Origin of the sequence: Actinospica robiniae DSM 44927, from assembly GCF_000504285.1 — a bacterium.
Classification (GTDB): domain Bacteria; phylum Actinomycetota; class Actinomycetes; order Streptomycetales; family Catenulisporaceae; genus Actinospica; species Actinospica robiniae.
In genome coordinates, this window is sequence record NZ_KI632511.1 from 591,911 (window position 1) to 612,814 (window position 20,904).

The 20,904-nt window shown below is 68.9% G+C and carries 23 protein-coding genes and 1 pseudogene; 11 read left to right on the top strand and 13 right to left on the bottom strand.

The window, feature by feature from the left end; all coding sequences use genetic code 11:
• Positions 1–25: 25 nt before the first annotated feature.
• The 3 genes from ACTRO_RS42610 to ACTRO_RS02525 are packed head-to-tail and all read right to left on the bottom strand — an operon-like array spanning position 26 to position 2,319.
• Positions 26–253: a carboxymuconolactone decarboxylase family protein gene (locus ACTRO_RS42610; protein WP_051450190.1), complete on the bottom strand. Its 228-nt coding sequence runs from the start codon at positions 251–253 to the stop codon at positions 26–28.
• The gene (locus tag ACTRO_RS02520; protein ID WP_034260861.1) at positions 253–1,227 is read right to left on the bottom strand and encodes an aldo/keto reductase; all 975 of its coding nucleotides are present in this window, start codon (positions 1,225–1,227) and stop codon (positions 253–255) included. The genes ACTRO_RS42610 and ACTRO_RS02520 overlap by 1 nt, the downstream gene beginning before the upstream one ends.
• A 57-nt stretch (positions 1,228–1,284) precedes the next feature.
• A complete protein-coding gene (locus ACTRO_RS02525; RefSeq protein WP_034260864.1) occupies positions 1,285–2,319 on the bottom strand; it encodes an alcohol dehydrogenase catalytic domain-containing protein in 1,035 nt (344 codons plus the stop codon).
• Positions 2,320–2,518: 199 nt separating this feature from the next.
• Between ACTRO_RS02525 and ACTRO_RS02530 the strand changes: the two genes are divergently transcribed.
• The 3 genes from ACTRO_RS02530 (at position 2,519) to ACTRO_RS02540 (ending at position 5,406) form a co-directional block, all read left to right on the top strand.
• Positions 2,519–3,403 (top strand): helix-turn-helix domain-containing protein, encoded by an 885-nt coding sequence (locus ACTRO_RS02530; protein WP_034260866.1) that lies wholly within the window; start codon positions 2,519–2,521, stop codon positions 3,401–3,403.
• Between the two features lie 637 nt (positions 3,404–4,040).
• Positions 4,041–4,832, top strand: a complete 792-nt coding sequence (locus tag ACTRO_RS02535; RefSeq protein ID WP_034260868.1) for a hypothetical protein — start codon at positions 4,041–4,043, stop codon at positions 4,830–4,832.
• 25 nt (positions 4,833–4,857) lie between these two features.
• Positions 4,858–5,406 carry a TetR-like C-terminal domain-containing protein gene (locus ACTRO_RS02540; protein WP_211244626.1) on the top strand — a complete coding sequence of 183 codons (549 nt, stop codon included), beginning with the start codon at positions 4,858–4,860 and terminating at the stop codon, positions 5,404–5,406.
• 85 nt (positions 5,407–5,491) lie between these two features.
• Here ACTRO_RS02540 and ACTRO_RS02545 read toward each other — a convergent pair whose 3' ends face one another.
• Both ACTRO_RS02545 and ACTRO_RS50660 read right to left on the bottom strand, forming a co-directional pair.
• A complete protein-coding gene (locus tag ACTRO_RS02545; RefSeq protein ID WP_169739801.1) occupies positions 5,492–6,328 on the bottom strand; it encodes a GNAT family N-acetyltransferase in 837 nt (278 codons plus the stop codon).
• Positions 6,329–6,529: 201 nt separating this feature from the next.
• Positions 6,530–6,835 (bottom strand): annotated as a pseudogene (locus ACTRO_RS50660) (EamA family transporter); the annotation flags it as partial.
• 312 nt (positions 6,836–7,147) lie between these two features.
• Between ACTRO_RS50660 and ACTRO_RS02555 the strand changes: the two are divergent.
• On the top strand, positions 7,148–7,444 hold the full coding sequence (locus ACTRO_RS02555) for an organomercurial lyase (RefSeq protein ID WP_034260872.1): 297 nt from the start codon (positions 7,148–7,150) through the stop codon (positions 7,442–7,444).
• A 370-nt stretch (positions 7,445–7,814) separates the two neighbouring features.
• Here ACTRO_RS02555 and ACTRO_RS02560 read toward each other — a convergent pair whose 3' ends face one another.
• Genes ACTRO_RS02560 through ACTRO_RS02570 form a run of 3 tightly spaced genes read right to left on the bottom strand, consistent with a single transcriptional unit; the run spans position 7,815 to position 10,272 of the window.
• A complete protein-coding gene (locus ACTRO_RS02560; RefSeq protein WP_051450192.1) occupies positions 7,815–8,621 on the bottom strand; it encodes an ABC transporter permease in 807 nt (268 codons plus the stop codon).
• Positions 8,618–9,571 carry an ABC transporter ATP-binding protein gene (locus tag ACTRO_RS02565; RefSeq protein ID WP_034260874.1) on the bottom strand — a complete coding sequence of 318 codons (954 nt, stop codon included), beginning with the start codon at positions 9,569–9,571 and terminating at the stop codon, positions 8,618–8,620. Before ACTRO_RS02565 ends, ACTRO_RS02560 begins: the two co-directional genes overlap by 4 nt.
• A gap of 26 nt (positions 9,572–9,597) precedes the next feature.
• Positions 9,598–10,272, bottom strand: a complete 675-nt coding sequence (locus tag ACTRO_RS02570; RefSeq protein WP_211244062.1) for a YceI family protein — start codon at positions 10,270–10,272, stop codon at positions 9,598–9,600.
• 17 nt (positions 10,273–10,289) lie between these two features.
• Between ACTRO_RS02570 and ACTRO_RS02575 the strand changes: the two genes are divergently transcribed.
• Positions 10,290–11,489 (top strand): sensor histidine kinase, encoded by a 1,200-nt coding sequence (locus ACTRO_RS02575; RefSeq protein WP_034272742.1) that lies wholly within the window; start codon positions 10,290–10,292, stop codon positions 11,487–11,489.
• A 2-nt stretch (positions 11,490–11,491) separates the two neighbouring features.
• Positions 11,492–12,142 carry a response regulator gene (locus ACTRO_RS02580; protein WP_034260877.1) on the top strand — a complete coding sequence of 217 codons (651 nt, stop codon included), beginning with the start codon at positions 11,492–11,494 and terminating at the stop codon, positions 12,140–12,142.
• Positions 12,143–12,240: 98 nt separating this feature from the next.
• Here ACTRO_RS02580 and ACTRO_RS02585 read toward each other — a convergent pair whose 3' ends face one another.
• Together ACTRO_RS02585 and ACTRO_RS02590 are read right to left on the bottom strand one after the other, a co-directional pair.
• Positions 12,241–12,426: a hypothetical protein gene (locus ACTRO_RS02585; RefSeq protein WP_034260878.1), complete on the bottom strand. Its 186-nt coding sequence runs from the start codon at positions 12,424–12,426 to the stop codon at positions 12,241–12,243.
• 127 nt (positions 12,427–12,553) lie between these two features.
• Complete coding sequence (locus tag ACTRO_RS02590; RefSeq protein WP_211244063.1) at positions 12,554–13,084, bottom strand: AzlC family ABC transporter permease; 531 nt, start codon at positions 13,082–13,084, stop codon at positions 12,554–12,556.
• Between the two features lie 274 nt (positions 13,085–13,358).
• Between ACTRO_RS02590 and ACTRO_RS02595 the strand changes: the two genes are divergently transcribed.
• On the top strand, positions 13,359–13,949 hold the full coding sequence (locus tag ACTRO_RS02595) for a CGNR zinc finger domain-containing protein (RefSeq protein ID WP_051450193.1): 591 nt from the start codon (positions 13,359–13,361) through the stop codon (positions 13,947–13,949).
• A 119-nt stretch (positions 13,950–14,068) separates the two neighbouring features.
• The gene (locus ACTRO_RS51280; protein ID WP_084315909.1) at positions 14,069–14,560 is read left to right on the top strand and encodes an integrase core domain-containing protein; all 492 of its coding nucleotides are present in this window, start codon (positions 14,069–14,071) and stop codon (positions 14,558–14,560) included.
• A 287-nt stretch (positions 14,561–14,847) separates the two neighbouring features.
• Here ACTRO_RS51280 and ACTRO_RS02605 read toward each other — a convergent pair whose 3' ends face one another.
• Positions 14,848–15,852, bottom strand: coding sequence for a hypothetical protein (locus ACTRO_RS02605; RefSeq protein WP_157435666.1), 1,005 nt, complete (start codon positions 15,850–15,852; stop codon positions 14,848–14,850).
• 164 nt (positions 15,853–16,016) lie between these two features.
• Positions 16,017–16,520 carry a SigE family RNA polymerase sigma factor gene (locus ACTRO_RS02610; RefSeq protein ID WP_034260880.1) on the bottom strand — a complete coding sequence of 168 codons (504 nt, stop codon included), beginning with the start codon at positions 16,518–16,520 and terminating at the stop codon, positions 16,017–16,019.
• A 1,277-nt stretch (positions 16,521–17,797) separates the two neighbouring features.
• On the opposite strand from ACTRO_RS02610, the gene ACTRO_RS02615 reads away from it, so the two are divergent.
• Positions 17,798–18,055, top strand: coding sequence for a DUF4253 domain-containing protein (locus ACTRO_RS02615; RefSeq protein WP_084315910.1), 258 nt, complete (start codon positions 17,798–17,800; stop codon positions 18,053–18,055).
• A 42-nt stretch (positions 18,056–18,097) separates the two neighbouring features.
• On the opposite strand, the gene ACTRO_RS02620 is transcribed toward ACTRO_RS02615, so the two are convergent.
• A complete protein-coding gene (locus ACTRO_RS02620; protein WP_034260881.1) occupies positions 18,098–19,003 on the bottom strand; it encodes a LysR family transcriptional regulator in 906 nt (301 codons plus the stop codon).
• A gap of 206 nt (positions 19,004–19,209) precedes the next feature.
• Here ACTRO_RS02620 and ACTRO_RS02625 point away from each other — a divergent pair, with 206 nt between their 5' ends.
• Together ACTRO_RS02625 and ACTRO_RS02630 are read left to right on the top strand one after the other, a co-directional pair.
• A complete protein-coding gene (locus tag ACTRO_RS02625) occupies positions 19,210–20,334 on the top strand; it encodes an FUSC family protein (RefSeq protein ID WP_034260882.1) in 1,125 nt (374 codons plus the stop codon).
• A 72-nt stretch (positions 20,335–20,406) separates the two neighbouring features.
• Positions 20,407–20,646 (top strand): hypothetical protein, encoded by a 240-nt coding sequence (locus ACTRO_RS02630; RefSeq protein ID WP_157435667.1) that lies wholly within the window; start codon positions 20,407–20,409, stop codon positions 20,644–20,646.
• The last annotated feature ends 258 nt before the right edge of the window (positions 20,647–20,904 follow it).

Below are 20,904 nucleotides of genomic sequence, written 5' to 3' on the forward strand. Positions count from 1 at the left end.
GTCAGGTGCTGCACGGGGGTGCTCCTTAGCGGGGCTGGTGGTCGGTGGGAGGCGGCGTGTCGGTGCTTGCCTCGGTGACTTGGGCGAGGATGGCGGTGGCGCTCATGGCGGCGGGCCAGCCGGCGTAGAAGGCGAGGTGGGTGATCGCCTCGGCGAGTTCGTCTGCGGTCAGGCCGTCGTCGGTCAGGTCGGCGAGCTTCGGGGCGCGGCGGCGCACGAGGTCCGGTGCCACGCGGGGGTTGGTGCCGGTCATCAGCGCTCCATCATCTTCATCTGGGCAGGGTTGTGGGTGTCTCCGGCGGCCGGGGCCAGGGCGCTGAGCCGGGTGAGCTGATCGTCGGTCAGTTCGAGGGCGTCGGCGGCGGTGTTCTCCTCGACGCGCTCGATGCGGCGGGTGCCGGGGATGGGCGCGATGTCGTTGCCCTGGGCGAGCAGCCAGGCGAGTGCGACCTGTCCGGGGGTGGCGTCGATCTCGGCGGCGATGGCGGCGACCTGGTCGGCCAGGCGCAGGTTGTGCTCGAAGTTCTCGCCGGTGAAGCGGGGGTTGTCGGCGCGGAAGTCGGTGGCGTCGAACTGCTCGGCGGAGCGGATCTTGCCGGTCAGGAAGCCGCGTCCGAGTGGGGAGAAGGGCACGAACCCGATGCCCAGCTCCCGCAGCACCGGCAGCACGCGGGCTTCGGGGTCGCGGGTGAACAGCGAGTACTCCGACTGCACCGCGGTGACCGGGTGCACCGCGTGGGCCCGGCGGATCGTCTCAGGGCCGGCCTCGGAGAGCCCGATGTGCCGGATCTTGCCCTCGGCGACCAGTTCGGCCAGGGCGCCGAGGGTCTCCTCGATCGGGGTGGCGGGGTCTACGCGGTGCTGGTAGTACAGGTCGATCCGGTCGGTGCCCAGGCGGGTGAGTGAGCCCTCGACGGCGGCGCGGATGCTCGCGGGGCTGCTGTCCGGACCGGACTCGCGGCCGGTGTGCGAGATCAGCCCGAACTTGGTCGCCAGCACCACCTCGTCTCGGCGGCCCTTGAGCGCGCGGCCGACGAGTTCCTCGTTGGTGTAGGGGCCGTAGACCTCGGCGGTGTCGATGAGGGTGACGCCGAGTTCCAGGGCGCGGTGGATGGTGCGCACGGACTGCTCGTCGTCGCTTCCGGCGCCGGTGTAGCCGTGGGACATGCCCATCGCTCCCAGCCCGATGCGGGAAACTTCGAGGTCACGCAGGTGGATGTGCTTCACGGGACTTCCTCTTCCTTCGGTGAGCTGGTCGTACTGGTCGCGAGCCCGGCATGCGGGTCAGGGGCGGACGATGACCTTGAGGGCTTCGCGCTCGTTCATCAGCCGGTAGCCCTCGGCGACGTCTTCGAGGGCGACCGTGCGGTCGAACACGCGGCCGGGATGGATCGTGCCGTCAAGGATGTGCGGCATGAGCTCCTGGATGTAGGCGCGGGCGGGAGCGACGCCGCCGGTCAGGGTGATGTTGCGCATGAATTCGGGGAATCCCAAAGGCACCTCAGGGTACTGCGGCGCGCCCACGCGGCTGATGGTGCCGCCGTCGCGCACCACGCCTGAGGCCTGCACGAGCGCGTCCTTGAGGCCCACGCACTCCAGGACCCGCCCGGTGCCGTACCCGCCGGTCAGCTCGCGCACCGCGGCGACGCCCTCCTCGCCCCGTCCGGCGACCACATCGGTGGCGCCGAACTCACGCCCCAGGTCGGTGCGTACGCTATGCCGGCCCATCAAGATGATCTGCTCAGCTCCCAGCAGCTTCGCGGCGATGACGGCGGACAATCCCACCGCGCCGTCACCGACGACGGTCACACTCTCCCCGGCCCGCACACCCGCGGTGCGCGCGGCGTGGTAGCCGGTGCACAGCACGTCCGAGAGGGTCAGCAGATCCGGCAGCAGCTCGGAGTCCTCGCCCACCGGCAGCGGCACGAGCGTGCCGTCGGCGTAAGGGACTCGAGTCGCCTGGCCCTGACCGCCGTCGACACCGTTCACGCCCCACGGGCCGCCGTGCTCGCAGGAGGAGTACAACCCGGCCCGGCAGTACACGCACGTCCCGTCGCTGTAAGTGAACGGGGCCACGACCAGGTCCCCGGCCTTGACGGTCGTGACCTGCGGGCCCGTCTCCTCGACCACGCCCACGAACTCGTGGCCCATCTGGCGCGGGTGGTCGGTCCACGGCTGGGACTTGTAGGGCCACAGGTCGCTGCCGCAGACGCACCCGAGCACGATCCGCACCACGGCATCGGTGGGCTGCTGAATCTTCGGGTCCGCGACATCCTCGACCCGGACGTCGCCGGCTTGGTGAAGCAGTGTCGCACGCATGAACTCAACTCTCCTCGACGGATTCGCAACCGGCACCCGGTGTCGCCCCGGCGATGCGCAGGGCGTCCCGGAGCGCTCGTCTTTTCGGAGCCTGCTTCCAGCCAACACCACTCGCAGCGCGCCCAGGGCCGCCAAGCAGACCCTGACAAGGTCCCCCACCGCCGCGTACTGCCGGGGACCACAGCCGTAATCTCGAGGTATGGACCGACGCAGCGAGATCCGCGACTTCCTCACCACCCGCCGCGCCCGGATCACCCCCGAACAGGCCGGGCTGAAGACCTCCCCGCTCGCCGGGGCACGCCGAGTCCCCGGCCTACGCCGCGAGGAGGTCGCGCACCTGGCCGGAGTCAGCGTCCCGTACTACACCCGGCTCGAGCGCGGCGACGCCCGCGGCGCCACCGACGCGGTCCTCGACGCCATCGCGAGCGCGCTGCTCCTCGACGACGCCGAACGCTCCCACCTGTTCGACCTGGTCCGCACCGCCAACGCCACCTCCGCCGCGAGCCGCACCCCGCGCCACCCGGCCCGGCGCACCCTGCGCCCGGAGCTGTGGAACATGCTCGAGGCGATGAACGGCGTCCCCGCCTACATCCGCAACGGCCGGCTGGACCTGCTGGCCGGCAACGCCCTGGCCCGGGCCCTGTTCGCACCCGTCTTCAACAGCCCGGCACGCCCGGTCAACTCCGCCCGCTTCACCTTCCTCGACCCGGCCGCCGCCGAGTTCTACCCCGACTGGGACGCCGTCGCCGACCAGAACGTCGCCACCCTGCGCGCCGAAGTCGGCCACAACCCCCACGACAAGGCCCTGTCAGACCTCATCGGCGAACTCTCCACCCGCGGCGACACCTTCCGCCAACGCTGGGCCCGCCACGACGTCCGCCGCCACCGCGCCGGCGCCAAACGCATCACCCACCCCCTGGTCGGCGAGATGACCTTCAACTACGAAACCATGCAACTCACCGCCGACGAAGGCCTCTACCTCATCATCTGCGGCGTCGCCCCCGGCACCCGCGACGCCGAAGCACTCGACCTCCTCGCCAGCTGGAACACCGCCGCGCCAACCGCGATGCAGTCCACCTCCTAATCTGCCCTTCGACAACTCGAACGACGTACGAGCTCGAGGGTTTGAGACGGCGTCCGGCGATGCCAACACCGTCCGACGTGACAGGGAACAGATCTGCGCAGTGCCCGCCTCGCTGTGAATCACCGTGGCCCCCGCCCAGCAGGCCCATCTCGAACGCCTCGGCCCCGGCGCGCCATACCGACCATGGATCGGCCGGTCTGCCGTTCCTGCGCGGCCACTGCGGCAGCCCAATGTCCTGACCTTCGTGCTGATGGGTTCGATCGTCGACTGCCCCGGTACTGCGAAATCAAGTGGCCGTTGGAGACGAAACTGGCGACTTGGGCGCGGACGTGATCGCCAACCTGCCCGACGGTCGCCGCGTGGTCATCCGGTGCAAGCGGTAAGGGCCTCCGGATCCGTCACCGGACCCGAGATGCAACAGTTCCTCGGCACGGTCCGCGCCGAGCACGGCACCGACGTGGCCTTGTTCGTCACCAGCCTGCATCGGACCGGGTGCCAGCAGACCGTCGCGAGTCGAGGTACAGGCGACCTCGTCTGTCGCGACCCCGAGCTTCGACTTGCGCGGCGTAGGTTACTGAGGCTAACTTGAAGTTAGTCCCAGTAACCTAGCTGCGGGATGATTTCAGGGAGGCTTCGGATGAGCACGTTGTTCGGCGCTGCGCAGGGCGACACGGCGCAGAGCAAGATCGACCTGGGCGCCGACGACCGGGCGGCCGCCGCGGCGGAGACGAGCCGTCCTTGGCTGGGCGTCGGGGTCGTCGGCGCGGTCGGTATCGCGTACTCGGTTTCGTGGATCACCGGCCTGTGCTTGTGGCCGGCGAATCCTGCGGTCACCTCGACTTCGACCGGCGTCACCACGGCCTTCGCCGCACACTCCGGCGCCGCTGCGGCGCAGTTCACGCTCACGGAGGGTCTTCCGGCCGTCGGCCTGGCCGTGGTCGCCTTCGCACTGGGCCGGGCGGCGCGGGCGGCGCGGGCGGCGCGGGCGGCGGCGTGGGCGGCCGCCGGCGGGCATGCGGGCGCGCGGCCCGGCCGGCTCTCCCGGCTGGCGCTGCCCGCGGGCGCCCTGGCAGCTGCGGTTTCGGCGGTGCAGTGGGTGCTCGGAGTCGTCCTGGCCGTCGTGGCGGCGCCGCGCGGGGAGGCCGCTGAATCGCTTACCCTGTTCCAGATCGTCAATCGGCTGGACGGGGTGAAGATGTTCCTGCTCGCGGGCATGGCAGTCGGCGGCGCGGCGCTCGCCCGGCGCGCCGTGCTGCCGCGCTGGCTGGGCGTCGAAGGGGCGGTGCTGGCGATACTGCTGCTCGGCTCCGGCGTCGGCTACCTGACGCTCAACCCGGCGCTGGCCCCGATCGCCTACGTCGACGGGCCGCTGCTGCTGGTCTGGGTCACCGGGGTTGCTGTCGCGTCGGGTCGTCGCCGCCGTGCCTAAGGTCGGGCTGACCCGGGAGAAGATCGTGGCGCAGGCCGCCGAGGTCGCCGATGAGGCGGGCCTCGGCGGCCTCACGCTCGCCGCCGTGGCCAGGCGTTGCGGCGTGTCGCTGCCCGGCCTGTACAAACATGTGGTGAGTCTCGAGGCCGTGCGGCGCGACGTCGCCGTGCTCGCAGTACGCGAACTGGCCGCGGTCCTCGCGCTCGCGACGACCGGCCGCTCGGGGCGGGACGCGCTTGCCGCCGCGTGCGGTGCCTATCGCGACTACGCACTCGCCCACCCGGGGCGCGCCGCGTCGCTCGCCGCCGCCCCGACCGGGGGTGACGAGGAGCACAACGCCGCGGCTGCCCAGGCCGGGCACGTGTTCGCCGCCGTTCTGCTCGGTTACGGTGTCGAGGGCGGCGATCTGGTCGACGCCATCAGGCTGCTGAGGGTCACGATGCACGGCTTCGCCATGCTGGAATCGGCCGGCGGCTTCGGCCTGCCGCAGTCGGTCGACGCAACCTTCGCCCGGTTGGTCGACATGCTGGACGGCGCGTTCCGCAGTTGGGGCGATCCGCGGGATCCCGCCTGAGCCGGTCCGAGCCCGCCTGGATCCGCCCCGGCCACCCGCCGATTCCAGACAGCGCCGTGGCTCCCACCCGTCACCGGCACGGAGGCTAGGCTTCTCGAGACCACGTCAGATTGGTTGCATATCGCCGGAAACCCAGGCTTTCGTAGGTGGACCGGGCGGCGCGATGGTCGTCGTTTCCGCGCGCACAGACGCGCGCGTAGTCGGCGCCAAGCGTCTCAGCAGCCTGTAGAGCGCTCAGGATCGCCGCGGTGGCGAGGCCCAGACGACGGTGTCCCGGCGCGGTGCCGACCGGTTCGAGGACGGCGACACGGTTCTGCTCATCCAGCCAGGCCAGGCAGAAGGCCGCCGGAGTCCCGTCGGGCGCCGCGACGAACCGGTCCAGTTCCGGCCGATAGGGCCAAGTGCGCATGATTTCGCGATAGCGCACCCCGTTCAAGGTGTCAGGCGGTTGCGAGAACGCGGCTCGGTCCAGTCGGGCGCGGGCATCGGCATCACTGACGCCGAGCATGGAGTGGAGCGTATATCCGCCGGGGAGCTCGGGTTGAGGCAGGTCCGTGAGGTCTCGCCCGAGGTGGACATAGAAAGGCCCGTCGGTCTGCTCGCGGTAGCCGTTGCGACGAAGAGCGTCGATGAGACCGGTTTCGGCGTCGAGCACCGTCACAGTGCGTCCGGCCTCGGCGGCGGTCACGTCGTCGAACCAGCGCAGGATGTCATCGGCCAGTTCGATGTGCTCGGGATCGAGCTGCAGGTCGAGATGGGCGGGTTGTCTAGCCCATGCCCAAGCGACGAGCTGTTCGCGGAAATACCATAAAGAGGTGTTCCACTGTGCTTCGCGGCCGATGGCGTGCAGGCGCAGCCACACGAGCTCGCCGGGGTGCCATCGGCTGGCGGGGGACCAGAGTCGCTGGCTCAGCGATTGCATCTGTCGAAGGTCGGACGTCCCGCTGTAAGGGCGGTGCCGATACCGCATGTGTTCCGTCATGACGGAGCTCCACATCGTCGAAGCCGTGTGTAGAGTCGATGCGCGTCGATTTCGGCGCCGGCGCCGAGTTTCCCCCGACCCGGCCGCATCCGGATGAAATCGTCGGAGCATGTTCCGGTTTCCCCCAGCTGTAAGGCCAATTTAGCCGACTCCAGGATCAGTTGCATGTTCTCTATATTCGTGCCGGAGCTCGGCGGCGGCTCGATCAGCATCCCGTGCGTGCTGATCGACCGCACCTGCGCCGGACGCACGTGTTCGCATGCGACGGAATCGAGCCGATCGCTCCGTCGTGCGCCGGGTCAGACCGACGCCGCCGAGGACGATCGCCATCCCCGCGGCGACCCGTGGGGTGACGGCCTCGCCGAGCACCAGGGCCCCTAGCCCCACGGATACCACCGGCAGCAGGTAACCGACCGTCGCGGCATTGGTCGCGCCTTCGGTCGCGATACGAGCTGACCCCGCTCGGCCGCTCTCTGCTGCCCGTCATGCACGCCATCAAGGACTGGGCCGAAGCACATATGGATGAAGTACTTGCCTCGCGGGCCGACTACGACACAGAGGCGGCTGACAGCGGCGTAGCCGCGCGTGACGAGTGACTCGGGCTCCACTTGGACGCGGCCCTCTTCCGAGGCCAGTGGAGACTCATCGGCTGGCCGAGGCTGTGGGCCAGAGGCGTCTTGAGATAAGGACGCCGCTCAGGGCGAGCAAAGCCGTGAAGGCGAACAGCCCGGTCAGTGCCGTGCGGATGGTGGAACCGTCGTGTTCGGCGAAAGCCAACGCCGCGCCGCCGAGACCCGCGGCGACGCCGGTGGCGAGAGTCTGCGCGAGCTGGAGCGCTCCGCTTATCTCGCCCTGGCGTCCCGGCGGTGCCTGGTCCAGTGGGAGAACGCCGTGCAGGCCTGCCACAACCAGTGGATCTTCTGCAGTGAAGACTTCGTCGATGTATGGCTCGCCAAAACCTCCCAGCGCGAAGGCTCTGTCTTCGGTCTCGACGTCCTCTGGCGCCTCGCGGCGCATTGGTATGAAGGTCGTCTCGACTCGCCGTACCGTCGCTGAGAACCGGATCGGGCCTGTTGGTGACCAGTTCCGATACGGCCAGAAGGGCGGTGTCGATGCTCTCCGGGGGCCTACCCCAGTCCAGGAGTGTGCCGCGGATGATTCGACGAGCTGTGGCCCTCCACCGTCAAGCGAGACGGTGGAGGGCCGGAGCTGGTTTCGCCGACCGGGCCCTCAGCTCCTGACAGTTCTGGCAGTGCGGGCGTATCCGATGGTGAGTATCGCGGCGACCACGAGGTGCAAGCAGGCCTGGGTGAGTTTGGCCGACGCCGCAGGCCGGCGGTGTGCTGAAGGGGATTGGTAGCGGTCGACATGTGTGAACATCCTTACGCCGCTGAGCCTGTTGAGCTGAGCGTGCCTTGAATTCGGACTATTCCGGCCGTGGGTCCCAGCGGAACCGGCGGACGGCCACCGCCGAACTGGCCGCGCCCCAGGCGAGAAGGGTGGCGTAGTCATGCAACTGGAAACCGGCACCGCTACTGGTGAAGGCGGTCAGCAATGCGTCGTTCAGAGGCTTCACCGGCAGGGCGCCGGCAATGGTGCCGATCGCGCCGTGGATCGGCACATAGGTACCGGAGATGATCACGAGTGGGAACAGGATGACCTGCACGACCGCCGGTGCGGCATCCGCGTTTCTGATCGCCGACGCCACGGCGATGCCGAGCGCGCAGTAAGCCGTCGCGCCGAGCGTCAGGGAGACGGCGAGCGGGAGCCATTGCGAGAACGCGGGCAGCCCCAGACCGTAGAAACGGCCGACCGTCACGATCAGCAGGACATCGACGAAACTCACCAGGATGCAGTGCGCGAGCAGACCCACGAAGTACCCGAAGGCGTGGAGCGGTGTCGCCCGGACCCGCTTCAAGATCCCGTTCTGGCGGCGGGTCGCGAGCACGATGGCCAGCTGGCTGTAGCAGGAGCCCAGCACGGACATTCCGGCGATCGTGGACACGTAGTACTGCAGCGGGTTCCCGCCGTAGTAGAACGAGGAGTTCTCGGCGCTTCCGAACAACCCGCCGAAGATCGCGATGATCAAGACCGGGAAGACGAAAGTGAAGAACGCGCTCTGCGGGTTGCGCCAGAAGGTCAGTTGCTCGTAGCGGATCTGGTGCCACAACAAGCCGGCACCCCGCCGCGGTGCGACCGGATTGCGCCTTGATTCCGAAGCGGTGACGCTCACAGTGTGCTCCCCTCCGTCGTGACTTCCGGCACGCTGCGGTCATCGCCGGTCAAGCGCAGGTAGACGTCCTCGAGACTCGGTCGCTCGACGCTCAGGCGAGCGAGCACCGCACCGCGTCCCAGCGCCCAGGCGGTCAACTGCTGCAGGGTGCCGGTCGGCTCCGCGGACTCGACGATCACCAGGCCGTTCTCGCCTTGCGCGGCGGCCACCGGCAGATCGCAGACCGCCCGGCCCGGCGGCAGTTCGAAACTGATGCGGGTCTGTGCGGTGTCGCGTCCGCCGAGCGTCTCGGGGGTACCCTCGGCCACGATCCGCCCGGCGGCGATCACCGCCACCCGGTCGGCCAGTGCCTGCGCCTCTTCCATGTAGTGCGTCGTCAGCAGGATCGTCATCCCCGCGTCACGCAGATCGCGCACCAACTGCCAGGCGCCCCGGCGGGCGTTCGGATCGAACCCGGTCGTCGGCTCGTCGAGGAAGAGCACCTCCGGGCGGCCGACGATCCCCAGCGCGAGATCCAGCCGGCGCTTCTGGCCTCCGGAGAGCGTGCGGACTCTCTCCTTCTCATGCCCCACGAGGTCGACCAGGCCGATCACCTCGTCGACATCGCGCGGCGCCGAGTAATAGCCCGCGTTGCGGGCGATCGTCTCACGGACCGTCAGGTACGGCTCCACCGCGATGTCCTGCAGCACCAGACCGACACGCTCGCTCAGCTCCCGCCTGGTCGCCGCGTCACCCGGGTCGAGTCCGAGCACCTCGGCCCGCCCGCCGTCCCTCATGCGGAAGCCCTCCAGGATCTCCATGGTGGTGGTCTTGCCCGCACCGTTGCGGCCGAGCAGCGCGAAGATCTCGCCGTGTTCGACCGTGAGGCTCACGTCCTGCACGGCCGTTATCGCGCCATAGGTCTTGCGCAGGCCCGCCACGACGACCGCGCACTCACGGTTCTCGCCCACGGTTCGGCGGCGTGAGCTTGCCGAAGTCAGCGATGCACGCATGTGACCTCCAGCGTCAGGTCGAAGTGATGCCCGGCCATCAGGCGGTATGCCGTGATGCCGAAATCGTCGCGATCGACCCGGGCCGTGGCACGGACGCGGAAGGACTCCGGGGAGATCTCGGAGTGCACGATCGTCAACGTTGCGGAACGTGTCACATCGCGCACGGTGAGTGCCCCGGAGACCGCGGTGGGCTCCACGCTGCCGGCGACGAAGGTGATCAGAGGGTGGCGGCTGGTGTCGAGAAACCTCGCGGAGCGCACCTGTGCGTCCCGCTGCCTGTTGCGGGTGCGGAAGCTCGTCGCGTCGACCTCCACCCGGAGGCTCGACTCGCCGAGGGGCTCCGCAACCTCGATCGTCGCGCTGCGGATCGCGAAGGTGCCTTTCACCGGAAGCAGGCCCAGGAAGTGGCGGCTTCTGAACGTGATGGAGGAGCGGTCGGTGTCGATCGTGTAGCGGCCCAGCCGGGGAAGCGCTTCGGGATCGTTCGTTGTAGCCATGCCCCTATTCCAGGCCGGCGGGCCCTGGGCGCGGCAGGGCCGGCGGTCGGCTTCCGAAGCGACGAAGGACTGCTCGTCGGGGCTTGGCATACGACTTTCGTAGGGTCCGAGCGGTACGGACGTAGCGGGTGATCCACGGATGGGCCGGGCGGCAGCGCTCATACCGTACGGTGGACGGCATGACACAGGCCCGCTGGTATCGGAGGCACCCCGTCGCTGTGGACGTGGTGCTTGCGGTCGCCTTCGTGCTCCTCGACACGGGGACGACGCTGATCGGCGCGACGTGGTGGCCCGATCAGCCTGGCGCGCTCGCCTGGGCCATGCTGGGCGTTCAGGCCCTGGCCTGCGCCTCGCTGGCCGTTCGCCGCATCGCCCCGCTCACCGTCGTCGGCGTGCTCGGCGCCTTCACACTCGCGGTGACGCTGCTGATCTCGCCGATCGGCGCACTGACGCCGGCCCACCCGGGAAACGTGTGGGCGCCGTTCTCCACCGTGCTGGCCGCCTACGGTCCGATCTTCTACCTGCGCAACCGCCGGATGACGGCCTACGTGGCGCTGGGCGCCTTGACGGTCGTCATCATGCACCCCTGGGACCCGTCGGTGACGAGCATGACGGTGGGGCTGCTGCGCACCGCGGTCGGTCCGCTGGTGGCGCTGTATTTCGTGGCCCGCCGCAGGATGCTGCTCGCCCTGGTCGAGCGGGCCGAGCGGGCCGAGCGGGAGCAGCACCTGCTCGCCGAGCGGGCGCGCGCGGAGGAGCGAGCCCGGCTGGCCGGCGACATGCACGACGTGGTCACCCACCGGGTGAGTCTGATGGTGCTGCAAGCCGGCGCGCTGCGGGTGACCGCCAGGGATGAGGCGACGCGGCAGGCCGCGGAAGACCTGCGGGTGACGGGCTGCCAGGCCTTGGACGAGCTACGCGATCTGGTCTCGATCCTTCGCACCGCATCCGACGGCGACCACACGCCCTCGGTGGGGGGCTTCGAAGACCTGGTCGCCGAGTCGATCGCGGTGGGGATCCCCACGGAATTGATCCAGGAGGGCGATCCGGCACTCGCCTCACCGGTGGTGGGACGCATCGCCTACCGCGTGCTACGCGAGGCCCTGACCAACGTGCGCAAGCATGCGCCCGGCGCGCGCGTGACCGTCCGCGTCGCATACGAAACAGAGCAGCTGCGGCTTGCGGTGCACAACACGTCGCCGACCGGTACTCCGGCCGCGGCTCTCGCGCGGTCGGGTTCCGGAATGGGCATACCCCAGCTGCGGCACCATGTCGAGCTGGTGCACGGCAAGCTGCGTGCAGGACCGAGCCCCGACGGCGGGTTCAGCATCGATGCGATGCTGCCCCCGCACGTACCCCACATGGAATCGACGGTGTGAGCATGCCCAAGGTGCTTGTGGTGGACGACGAACCCATGGTGCGCGTGTTTCTGCGTACCATCCTCGGCTCGGCCGAGGACATCGAGGTCGTCGCGGACGCGCACGACGGGGAGGCTGCCCTTGAAGCCGTCCGCCGTTGTCAGCCGGACGTCGTCCTGATGGACCTGCGCATGCCGGGCATGGACGGGCTGACCGCGATCGAGCGCATCAATGAGCTGCGGAACCCTCCGAATATCGTGGTATTGACGACTTTCGACGCCGACCCCTATGTGCTGCGCGCGCTACGGGCGGGGGCGACCGGCTTCCTGGTCAAGTCGACACCGCCGGAGGACCTGATCGGGCTGGTACGGACCGCGGCTCAGGGGCACACCGTTCTGTCGCCGGCCGCCGCGCGCCGGCTCGTCGCGGCGTCGACGGACAGTCTGTCGGTCCAGTCGCGCGCACGTGAACTGGTCGACTCGCTGACCGAGCGGGAGGTCCAGGTGCTGGCCGGTCTGGGTGAGGGACTGACGAACGCGCAGATCGCGGCGCGACTGTTCCTCTCCGAGGCGACGATCAAGGGCTATGTCTCGCGCACCTTGGACAAGCTTGGGTGCGTCAACCGCACACAGGCCGGACTTCTCGCGCACGACGCCGGGATCACCGACTCGTAGCGAGGATGTTCTCGCGCGCCGGCGGTCACCTGTGCACTTGCGGGTCGTCGGTGATGCTCGCGACATCGAGGGCATGCACCGCAGTATCAACCCTCAGATCACCGCGCCAGGCGAAGCAGTGCCGTTACCGCCGCCGCGCCGGCGATGACGGCAGGGAGCGGGAGCTTGCACAACCACCGTAGTCCGATCCCGGCCGCGATGCCGCCGACCTCGGTGAGATCGATCCGCGACCAGCCGGGTCCTGCCAGGTCGATCACCACGAAGGCCCCGAGCAGCGCCGGCACAACAGCGCCATCACCGACCGGGCGCGAGGCGGCAGTTCACGCCCCCCGAAGACAGCGGGGCCGACTCCCTTGAGAGAGAAGCTGAGCAAGGCTACTGCGATGATCGCAGCCCACAGATGTGCCGTGTTCACGCGGCCGCCTCCGCGTCCGCGCGATCGGCCTTGCCCGTGCGCGCAAGCGCGACCAGCGTTGCCGCGCCCGAGCCGGCGACCAGGGCGAGCCCCGCGGGAGCGACGGCGATCAACGCGGCCGCAACCACCGCGCCGATGCCGGCGGACAGCCGGCCTTCCCGTCCGCGCTTGAGTTCGTCGAGGAGCAGGATGGCGAAAAGCGCCGGTGTGAGCGCGTCGAGGCCCAGAGCGTGCGTGAGTCCGGCACCGGGGGCAAGGGCCACGCCGATGACGGTGCCCGCCACCCAAGCCGGCCACTGGACTGCCGTTGCTCCGAAGAGCAGCAGTCTGTCGAAGCGGCCGTCGCCCAGGTGCGCCGCCGCCCACGATCCGTCGACCACGGTCTGCCCCTCAAGCGCCCGGCGGAACCGGCCGCCCCGCAGATCGCCGGCGATGGCTATCCCCAGCGGAATGAAACGCACGTCGACCAACGCGGCCGCGACCACTGCCGCGAGCGTGCCGCCGCCCGCGCTGAGCGCCGCCACCATCGCGAACTGAGCCGTGCCGAGAAGACGACGAGCGAACAGACGATGGGGGCTGCCGGGCCCCAGCCCTGGGTTTGAGTGAGCGCGCCGAAGCTGATGGCCAGAAGAAAAGACGCGGCCGCAAGGCCTGAGCCGGTGGCGAGCCCGGAGCGCAGACTCCTCGCTCGGCTGCTCGGGGCGGCGGCATGCCGCCGTGGCAAGGTGTCCATGCGCGGCATGCTAACAAGCTTAGAGACTTTAGGTTGTTAGAATTAAGGCCAGGCGCTAAAGTCGAGGTGTGAGCGGCGCGCAGAATCCCACCGTCGAGGCGGTTGTCGAGGCCGAGAAGGTCGAGCCGTCCTACGTGGCAGGCCACCCCGTTTTGGACTTCGTCAACACCGTCGCCTGGCGCGCTGACGAGAGCCGCCGGGTGGATCGCGTGGCGGACGCAGCCGAATGGGCGCGATGGGCGGCCAGGGCCGGCCTCAGCGCGAGTTCGCTGCCCGATGAGACGACGTTGCGCGGCCTGCGCGAAGCTCTCGCGGTGGTGCTGGACGCGCTTGTAGACGGCACTGCTCCTCCTTCCGGCGCCTGGGACATGCTGCGCGATGCCTTCCTCGCCGCCCGCGAAGCCGCCGAACTGCCGCCGGCCTTTCCATTGCGGCCGGTCCCGGCGACCGTGTCCGGCGAGCTCGCATTGCTGGCGGAGGAATTGCTCGGCGATGCTCGGGAACTGTCCTGTCTGCATCGCTGCGCGGGGCCAGGCTGCGGCTGGTTCTTCCTGGATCGCACCCGCAACGGCGCCCGCCGCTGGTGCAGTTCCGGTGACTGTGGCAACCGCGACCGGGCCCGGCGTCATTACGCGCGCACGCGAAAGGCCGCCCAGTAAATCCGTTCGCCTCGGCACGCTCGATGTCCTCGACGCATCACGGTGCGGGTAGCAACTCCTGAGTCGTCATTGACCGACCTGTGGTACTCGAGAATTTGATTCCGCGTTGACCTGGTGCTTTGTGTGCGGCACTCGACCCAGCCAGCCGTCAAGGCCCTGATCCTGCGGATAGCCGGCGAGAATCCCTACCGGGTAACGAGCGCATCGCGGGCGAACTGGTCAAGCCCGGGCATCGGATCGCGAAGCCCACCTCTGGTTCCGGGACAGCGCCGGACAGTTCACCGAGACATTCATGCGGTCTCGAGGACTGTGGACTACGAGTTCTACGAAGCCCGCCGCAGTCGCCACGGGCGAACGCCGTGTGCGAACGCCTGGTCGGTACGCTACGGCGCGAGGTGCTCGACCACCTGTTGATCCTGAACGAGGCACACCTGCGCGCCTTCCTGGCTGAATACACGGCGCACTACAACGCAGCCCGCCTACACCAGGGTATCGGCCGGCACGTTCCGAACGACGATCCGGACCATCCCAAGCGAAGGTCGTCGACCTGGAGACCGCGCGAGTCCGTCGAAAACGAGTCCTTGGCGGTCTTATCAGCGAATATCGGGTAGCTGCATAAATCTTCTGGGTAACCCCAGGCCAGAGGCAGGAATCCTATCTCCGAGTACAACAGGATCGCGTCCTCAACGTCGTGCCGCGCTCCGCAGGGTTTTCCAGGGGCGCCGCTCGCTCGACCTCGGGCACGTGTGAAGGGCAGAACGTGCTGCCGGGCCAAGATCGATGAGCCGCTCTCGCCCAGCGCCTGGTCAGGCGCCGCCGCCATAGGACACCAGAGGATCGGAGATCGTCCTCCGACCGTTCCGGCACGCCAGCCGACATGTAACCGGCCGGGCAGACTCTAGCCGGGGCTGTCTGCCTGCTCGAGAACCTTCCCGTCTTCGGCATAGCTCGTCATGGTCGCCAGCCCGGTGCCGGCGGGAAAGACCTCCGCGAACAGCACTGCGTCGCCGAGTCGTTTGATCGGTAGCGTCACACTCCGGCCGTCTGCCAGAACGGCCACGATGCGCGCCGTGTCTGGCGTGAGCACTCCAGCGAGTACGAGCGGGAGGCTCTTGTTGGAACTGCGGACGCCCTGGGTGAGGTCTTCGGTCAGGCTCTTTCCCGGGGCGACGCAATCGGAGGTGGCGCTGCTCGTGACCGGGCTGTCCGGTATGGCGTAGGTGACGCAGGAACCGAACGCGCCCTCGTAGAGGGCCGCCTTCCACGCCTGTGAACCGAGAAAACCGCTGATCACGGTCGATGCCGACCGCATCGACGGTGATTCATTGGGCTGATACCAGGATACGAAATCGGGCATTGTGCCGCCGTTGAACGGGATCGAGTAGCCGAGAGCGGCTCCGGCGTTGTCGAATGCGGTAGCCCTGGCGATGGCCAGGGACGGAGTCCCAGCGAAGGCGATGAAACTCTTGCCGGACACCGTGACCACGGGCACGCTCGCGGACTCGCCGTTCGCGAACGCGATCACGAAGTGGCCGATATTGCCGGGGACCACGCCGAATGTGGTGTAGAGTCCCTGGCCGGTATTCCCGTAGGGGTTCTCGCCCTCGCTCATGAGGTACGCGAGCGGGTTCGAGGGCGTCGGAACCTGCCCGGGGTCCACGATCCCCATGTCGTTGGCGGGCGATCCACCGATCGACTCGCTGTAGCGTCCTCCGTCACCGGAAGACACGCCCACCGACCACGTGATCCCGTCCACCGCGCCCGCGCCGATCAGCCCGTGGGCGGTGTCGTAGACGAACGGCCGTACCGTGGCCGTGTGGGCGGTCGGTGACTTGGGGCCCGATTCGGAAGGGGTGCGCAACGTCCCGGAATCGAGCAGACCGAGCGACACGATCGCCGCCAAGACCACGGCCGTCCCGGCGCTCGCGGTTTGCCGCCGCCTGCGCTTGATTCGCCGACCGTGCGCCGCGATCGAAGCGTGCGGGGCGGGAGCGGGCTTGGCCCGGCCGAGCTCCGACTCCAAACGGTCGCGCAACGACTCTTCCTCGGGGCTGTACTCGTAGACGCTCATCGCGAGCCTCCGTCCGTCAAGTGCGGGCTTGTGCGCAGTCGGCGCAGAGCATCAGAGGTCTGGCTTTTGACGGTGCCGATCGACACACCGAGAACGGCGGCGGTCTGCGCCTCGGTCAGATCCTCGAAGTAGCGCAGCAGTACCGCCGCGCGCTGTTTGGGCGCGAGCTCGGCCAACGCCGCCCACAAGGCGGCGCGCTCTTCCACGGTCGCGGTTTCGTCCGGCTCCCCGGGCTCGGACAGCAGCACTCCGTAGTCCTCGACCACCCGGTGTTTGCGGAACCGGTCGTGGTTGGCGTTGCAAAGGACCCGATAGACGTAGCCGTCGAGATCCTCCGCTTGCCGCACTCGCCTCCACGAGGCGTACACCTTGGCCAGCGCGGTCTGCACCAGGTCCTCGGCCAGATGAAGATCCCCGGTGAGCCCGAGGGCCAGGCGCACCAGCCTCGGCCAGCGGCTGGCGACGAACTCATGGAATCCCTCCTCGTCCGTTTCTCGCACGAGCGTCCCTCCCTTCACGGCCTACGACCACCGGATGCCGCGAAAAGGTTGGGCGCCGGGCACGAGCGGACCCCGCACTGATCTACCCCGGCTTCTCAGGCGGCCATGAAGCAAGGCTTTTTCGGTAGCGCCGAAGTTCGACCCTCAAGAGGTCGGTGGTTGAGCACTTCTTCAACGCCGAAGAGTTCGATCGTTCCCGCGACTGCTGCACGGTGGCACCGAGCGCGGGCTGACGATCCGACAGGAGCGCTCTGAGCTGCGCCGAACTGCGCTCAACCGACCTCGACTGCACCGAAATGAGCTCGTTGGACGAGTCCTTGGGTGTAAACAGAGCAATGCTTAATGTCTCACGAAGGGCATAATATAGTGCATACGCCTGACATGCATGTTATCCGCTCCGTAGTCGTCGCGTTTCTCGATTCAGTGCAGTTCGATGCGGTTGAGCGACGCTCGAACGGCCGTGTGCTCACGCTTGCTCCCAGCTCTTGCTCCCGGCTGCTCCCAGCCGAAGCCCGGAGCCGTGACGGGTGTGGGCGGGCTACTGACGGCTTGTCGGGAGCACAGGGAGGTCGCTTCCTGCTCCCCGAAGTGGGTCTGCGTGAACGCTTTGAACGGCTGGGTTCGAGGTGGATTGGCCCATGTGTTGCTCCCAATCCCTGGGAGCAGCCTGGCCTCTTCGGACTCTCCGAACGGCGTGCACCGGCGGAACGAATCAGTGCTGGAAGGTCGCGGCCGACTCGGGCGGCTACACGTCGGCCGGCTGACCGGACGCCCGATCGCGGCCCGCGCACTACCTGCGGGCCGTGGTCGGGTGAAGCGCCCGGCACGGCTGGATGTCGGTGCAGGTGCACCACGATCGCCGCTATGCCGACGGATCGCAATGCTCTCCTTCACCTGCTGGCTCGGGATCCGAGCAGTTGCCGCTGCTCGTCGACGGCGATGGGACTCGACTGTCGTCAAGCGCGCTGCGCACGTCTCGCGGAGCTCGACCCGGAACGCTTGGTGCCCGATAATGGCCTGCTCTGATCGCCGAGAACGAAGCCAACGACTACTACGAGCCCCACGAGCGTGTGTCGGGCCCTCGCTCCGGCTGGCACCGACTGGCCGGGACGCCCCCGGCCACGGCCTGGGAAGGCCATGCCGACCGATACGCCGACGGCATGACCGAATCCCTTCTGGTCAACGGCTGGCTCAAGGAGCCACGGATGGTTCTGGTCCCGGCCGTCTCCAGCAGCGACGCGTTGACTGCGATCCGCTGGGCGCCGGCCGGTTAGGCGATTCCCGGCGACGCCGCCGGTCTTGCCGCGGTGCTGGGCAGCTGGGAGCGCCGCTTCGGCGCGCGGGGGATCGCGCTGCGGCGCGACACCCTCTTCGTGAGCGTCTCCGCTGCACAGATTACCCGTCTCCAAACCGCGCACATCGCCTGTGAGCACTTCGTCTTCGCGCCCGACGACGTATTGCAGAACTCAGATTCGTTTCCCGAGTACATCGACGCGCTCATCGATGTCAACCCATGGGGTTTCTGGTCGGACTGATTGCGAGTGGCCCTGCGGTATCCCTGTTGTTCGCCTGTGTCGTCAGGGCAGTTCCGGCGCGAGGGCGGCCACCGCGTCGCGGAAGGCGGTGACGGCGGGGGAGGCCCAGCGGTCTTCGCGCCAGGTCAGGCCGAGGACGCGGGAGGCGTTCGGGCCGCTGATCGGAATGTAGCGGATCCAGCGCTCGGCCGAGTCGTCGATCCGGCCGTCGTAGGTGCGGGAGCGGGGGAGCACCGCGACGCCGAGGCCGACGGCGACCAGGCCGCGCAGCGCGGGCACGTCGTCGCTCTCGAAGGCGATCCGCGGTTCGACGCCGGCCTGCTGCCAGAGCTGCTCGGTGGATTCGCGCAGGCCGGTGCCCTGCGGAGTGGCGATGAAGGGCCCTGGCGCGGCCTCTTCGACGCGTACCCGTTTGCGCTGGGCGAGCCGGTGGTCGGCGGGGACGGCGAGGTAGAGGCGCTCGGTGCGCAGAGCGCGCCAGGCGAGGCCCGGGTCCTGCGGGCGGGGCGAGGTGATCACGAGGTCGACCTCGCCGCGCTCGAGCGCCCGAAGGTTCGCCGAGTTGCCGCCTTGCACCAGGTGGAAGCGCACGTTCGGGTACGCGGCGCGGAAGGACAGGAGCAAGCGCGGCACCAGCCAGTTGCCGACGGTGTAGAGGAACGCCAGCGCCACGATGCCGGTCTGCGGGCTGGCCAGCTCGGCGACGGCGCGCCGTCCCGCCTCGTCCTCGGCCAGGATGCGCTCGGCGTGTTCAAGGAAGGTCCGGCCGAACCGGTTGAGCGTCAGCACGCGGCCGCGGCGGTCGAACAGCGGCGCTCCCAGCTCGTCCTCGATCCGGGCGAGCGCTCGCGAGAGGCCCGGCTGGGACAGGCCGAGCTCCGTCGCCGCTCGGCCCATGTGCTCAGTCTCACACAGGGTGGCGAACCATCGGAGCTCCTCGATCTGCACCTGTGGATTCTCGCACGCAGGGCTGATGCGGGCTACGCATCAATTCTCCCCAGCCTCGTCATTGGACGCATCTGTGCTGGCCGTGTCAGCCTGAACGCGGCCCGAATGACTGCGATCTGCAGAAGCAGCCGCGTCGCCACGGGTCGGCCCGAAGGCGTGTCGTATCGCTCAGTCAACCATCTGACAGCGCATCCGCCGGAGGACCAGTGTCCACGTACTCGGAGACCTTCCACGCGTTACGCCCGACCGCGAAGGTCGTCTCGGTCCCGCGCGCCCAGGTCGACTTACGCCGCGGCGCACGCCTCGGGATGGGCGTGTTCGTCCCGCTGGCCGCGGGCGTCTCGCTCGGCCATCCGGAGTACGGAGTGTTCGCCGCGCTCGGCGCTCTGACGGCCGGATTCGCCGCGACCACCGGTGCTCGCGCCGGCCAGCACGCGCACGCGGTGCTGCTCAGCGGCCTAGGCATGGCGGTGTCGGGCTTCGCCGGGGCAGCGCTCGCCCAGAAGCCCTGGGCCTTGCTCGGCGTCCTGGTGGCGGCGACGTTCGCGGCCGGGCTGTGCGGGGTGTTCAGCCAGCGGTTCGGTATCGCGTGCCTGCAGTGGCCGGTGGCGCTGCTGCTCGCCACGACGACACCTGCGCAACCGGTGCAGCGCGCGGTGCTTCTGCTGGCCGGCGGCGCCTGGCAGGCGCTGTTGACCGCGCTCGACCGCCGCGGCGAATCCACCGAGACCAACCGCGACAGTGACGGCCGCAGACACGGCCGCGGCCTTGGACACCGCGACGGCAACGGTGCCGGCGAAGTCCGCAGCGGCGAGTACAAGCGCAGGCTCCGATCCATCGGCACGAGACTCCGGGCCGGGCTCGACCCTCGCTTCCAACACGGACAACACGTACTGCGGCTGACCGTCGTCACCGCGCTCACCCACGTGATCGCGGTCTCCTTGGCGGTCTCGCACGGATACTGGGCCGCGGTAACGGCGTTGCTGGTCCTCAAGCCAGGGCACACCGCGACCATCCGGCGCGGCCTCGACCGCATCGGCGGCACCGTCTTCGGCGTGCTGTTCGGCGTGGTCCTCGCCAGCGTAGGCGCGCTCGGCAACGTGCCGCTGCTGCTTGTCGCCGCCGTGACAATCTGCCTCGCCTACACCGTCTTCACCGCGAACTACTTCGTGTTCTGCGTCTTCCTGACCGGCTTCGTCGTGCTGCTGCTCGACCTGCTCGGGCAGAGCGCGTCGGAGACCGCCGTCTCCCGTCTCGTCGCCACTGCGCTGGGCGGCACCATCGCCCTCGTGGCCTCGCACATCCGCCCGCAGGCTCGGCCGAACGGGTGACCTTCCAGCCGAGTACGCCCGGCTCACCACCGCCTGCGCGCGATGCTGGGCACGAGGAGGTGGCGGCCGGCGATGCCTGAATGGACCCTGTGGGCGATCCCATGCCTGTTCACCCTCCTGTTCGCTCGATTCATCATCGGGCAGGTCCTCAGGACGCGGCGGCCGCCCGCCGCCGAGGCCGTCTGCCCGTCTAACCACCGTGACGTGGTATCCGTGGAGGACGTGGACGGGGAACTCGTGGCGTGGCTCTGCGTCGACCTGCACTGCGGAAGGCAGCTAGCGAAGGACTGGCGGCCGGCCTCCTCCGAATAGGGGTCTCACGACGGTCTCACCCGAGGTTCGCAGCCTGCTGCCACGCGCCGGGGCGCATACCCGTCACGTTGTGGAAGAACAGAGAGAAGTCGGAGGCGGCGCGGTCAGCGCCCGCTCCAGGTTCCAGGACGCCTTCTACGGCCTTCGCCCGACAGGAACGGGCTCGGCTCCTCCTTGGCCGCCCACCAGGGCAGGATCAACTCACGACGCTGCAGGCTTCGCTTCGTGCTCCTGACCGGTCGGTGCGCACCCCCGAAG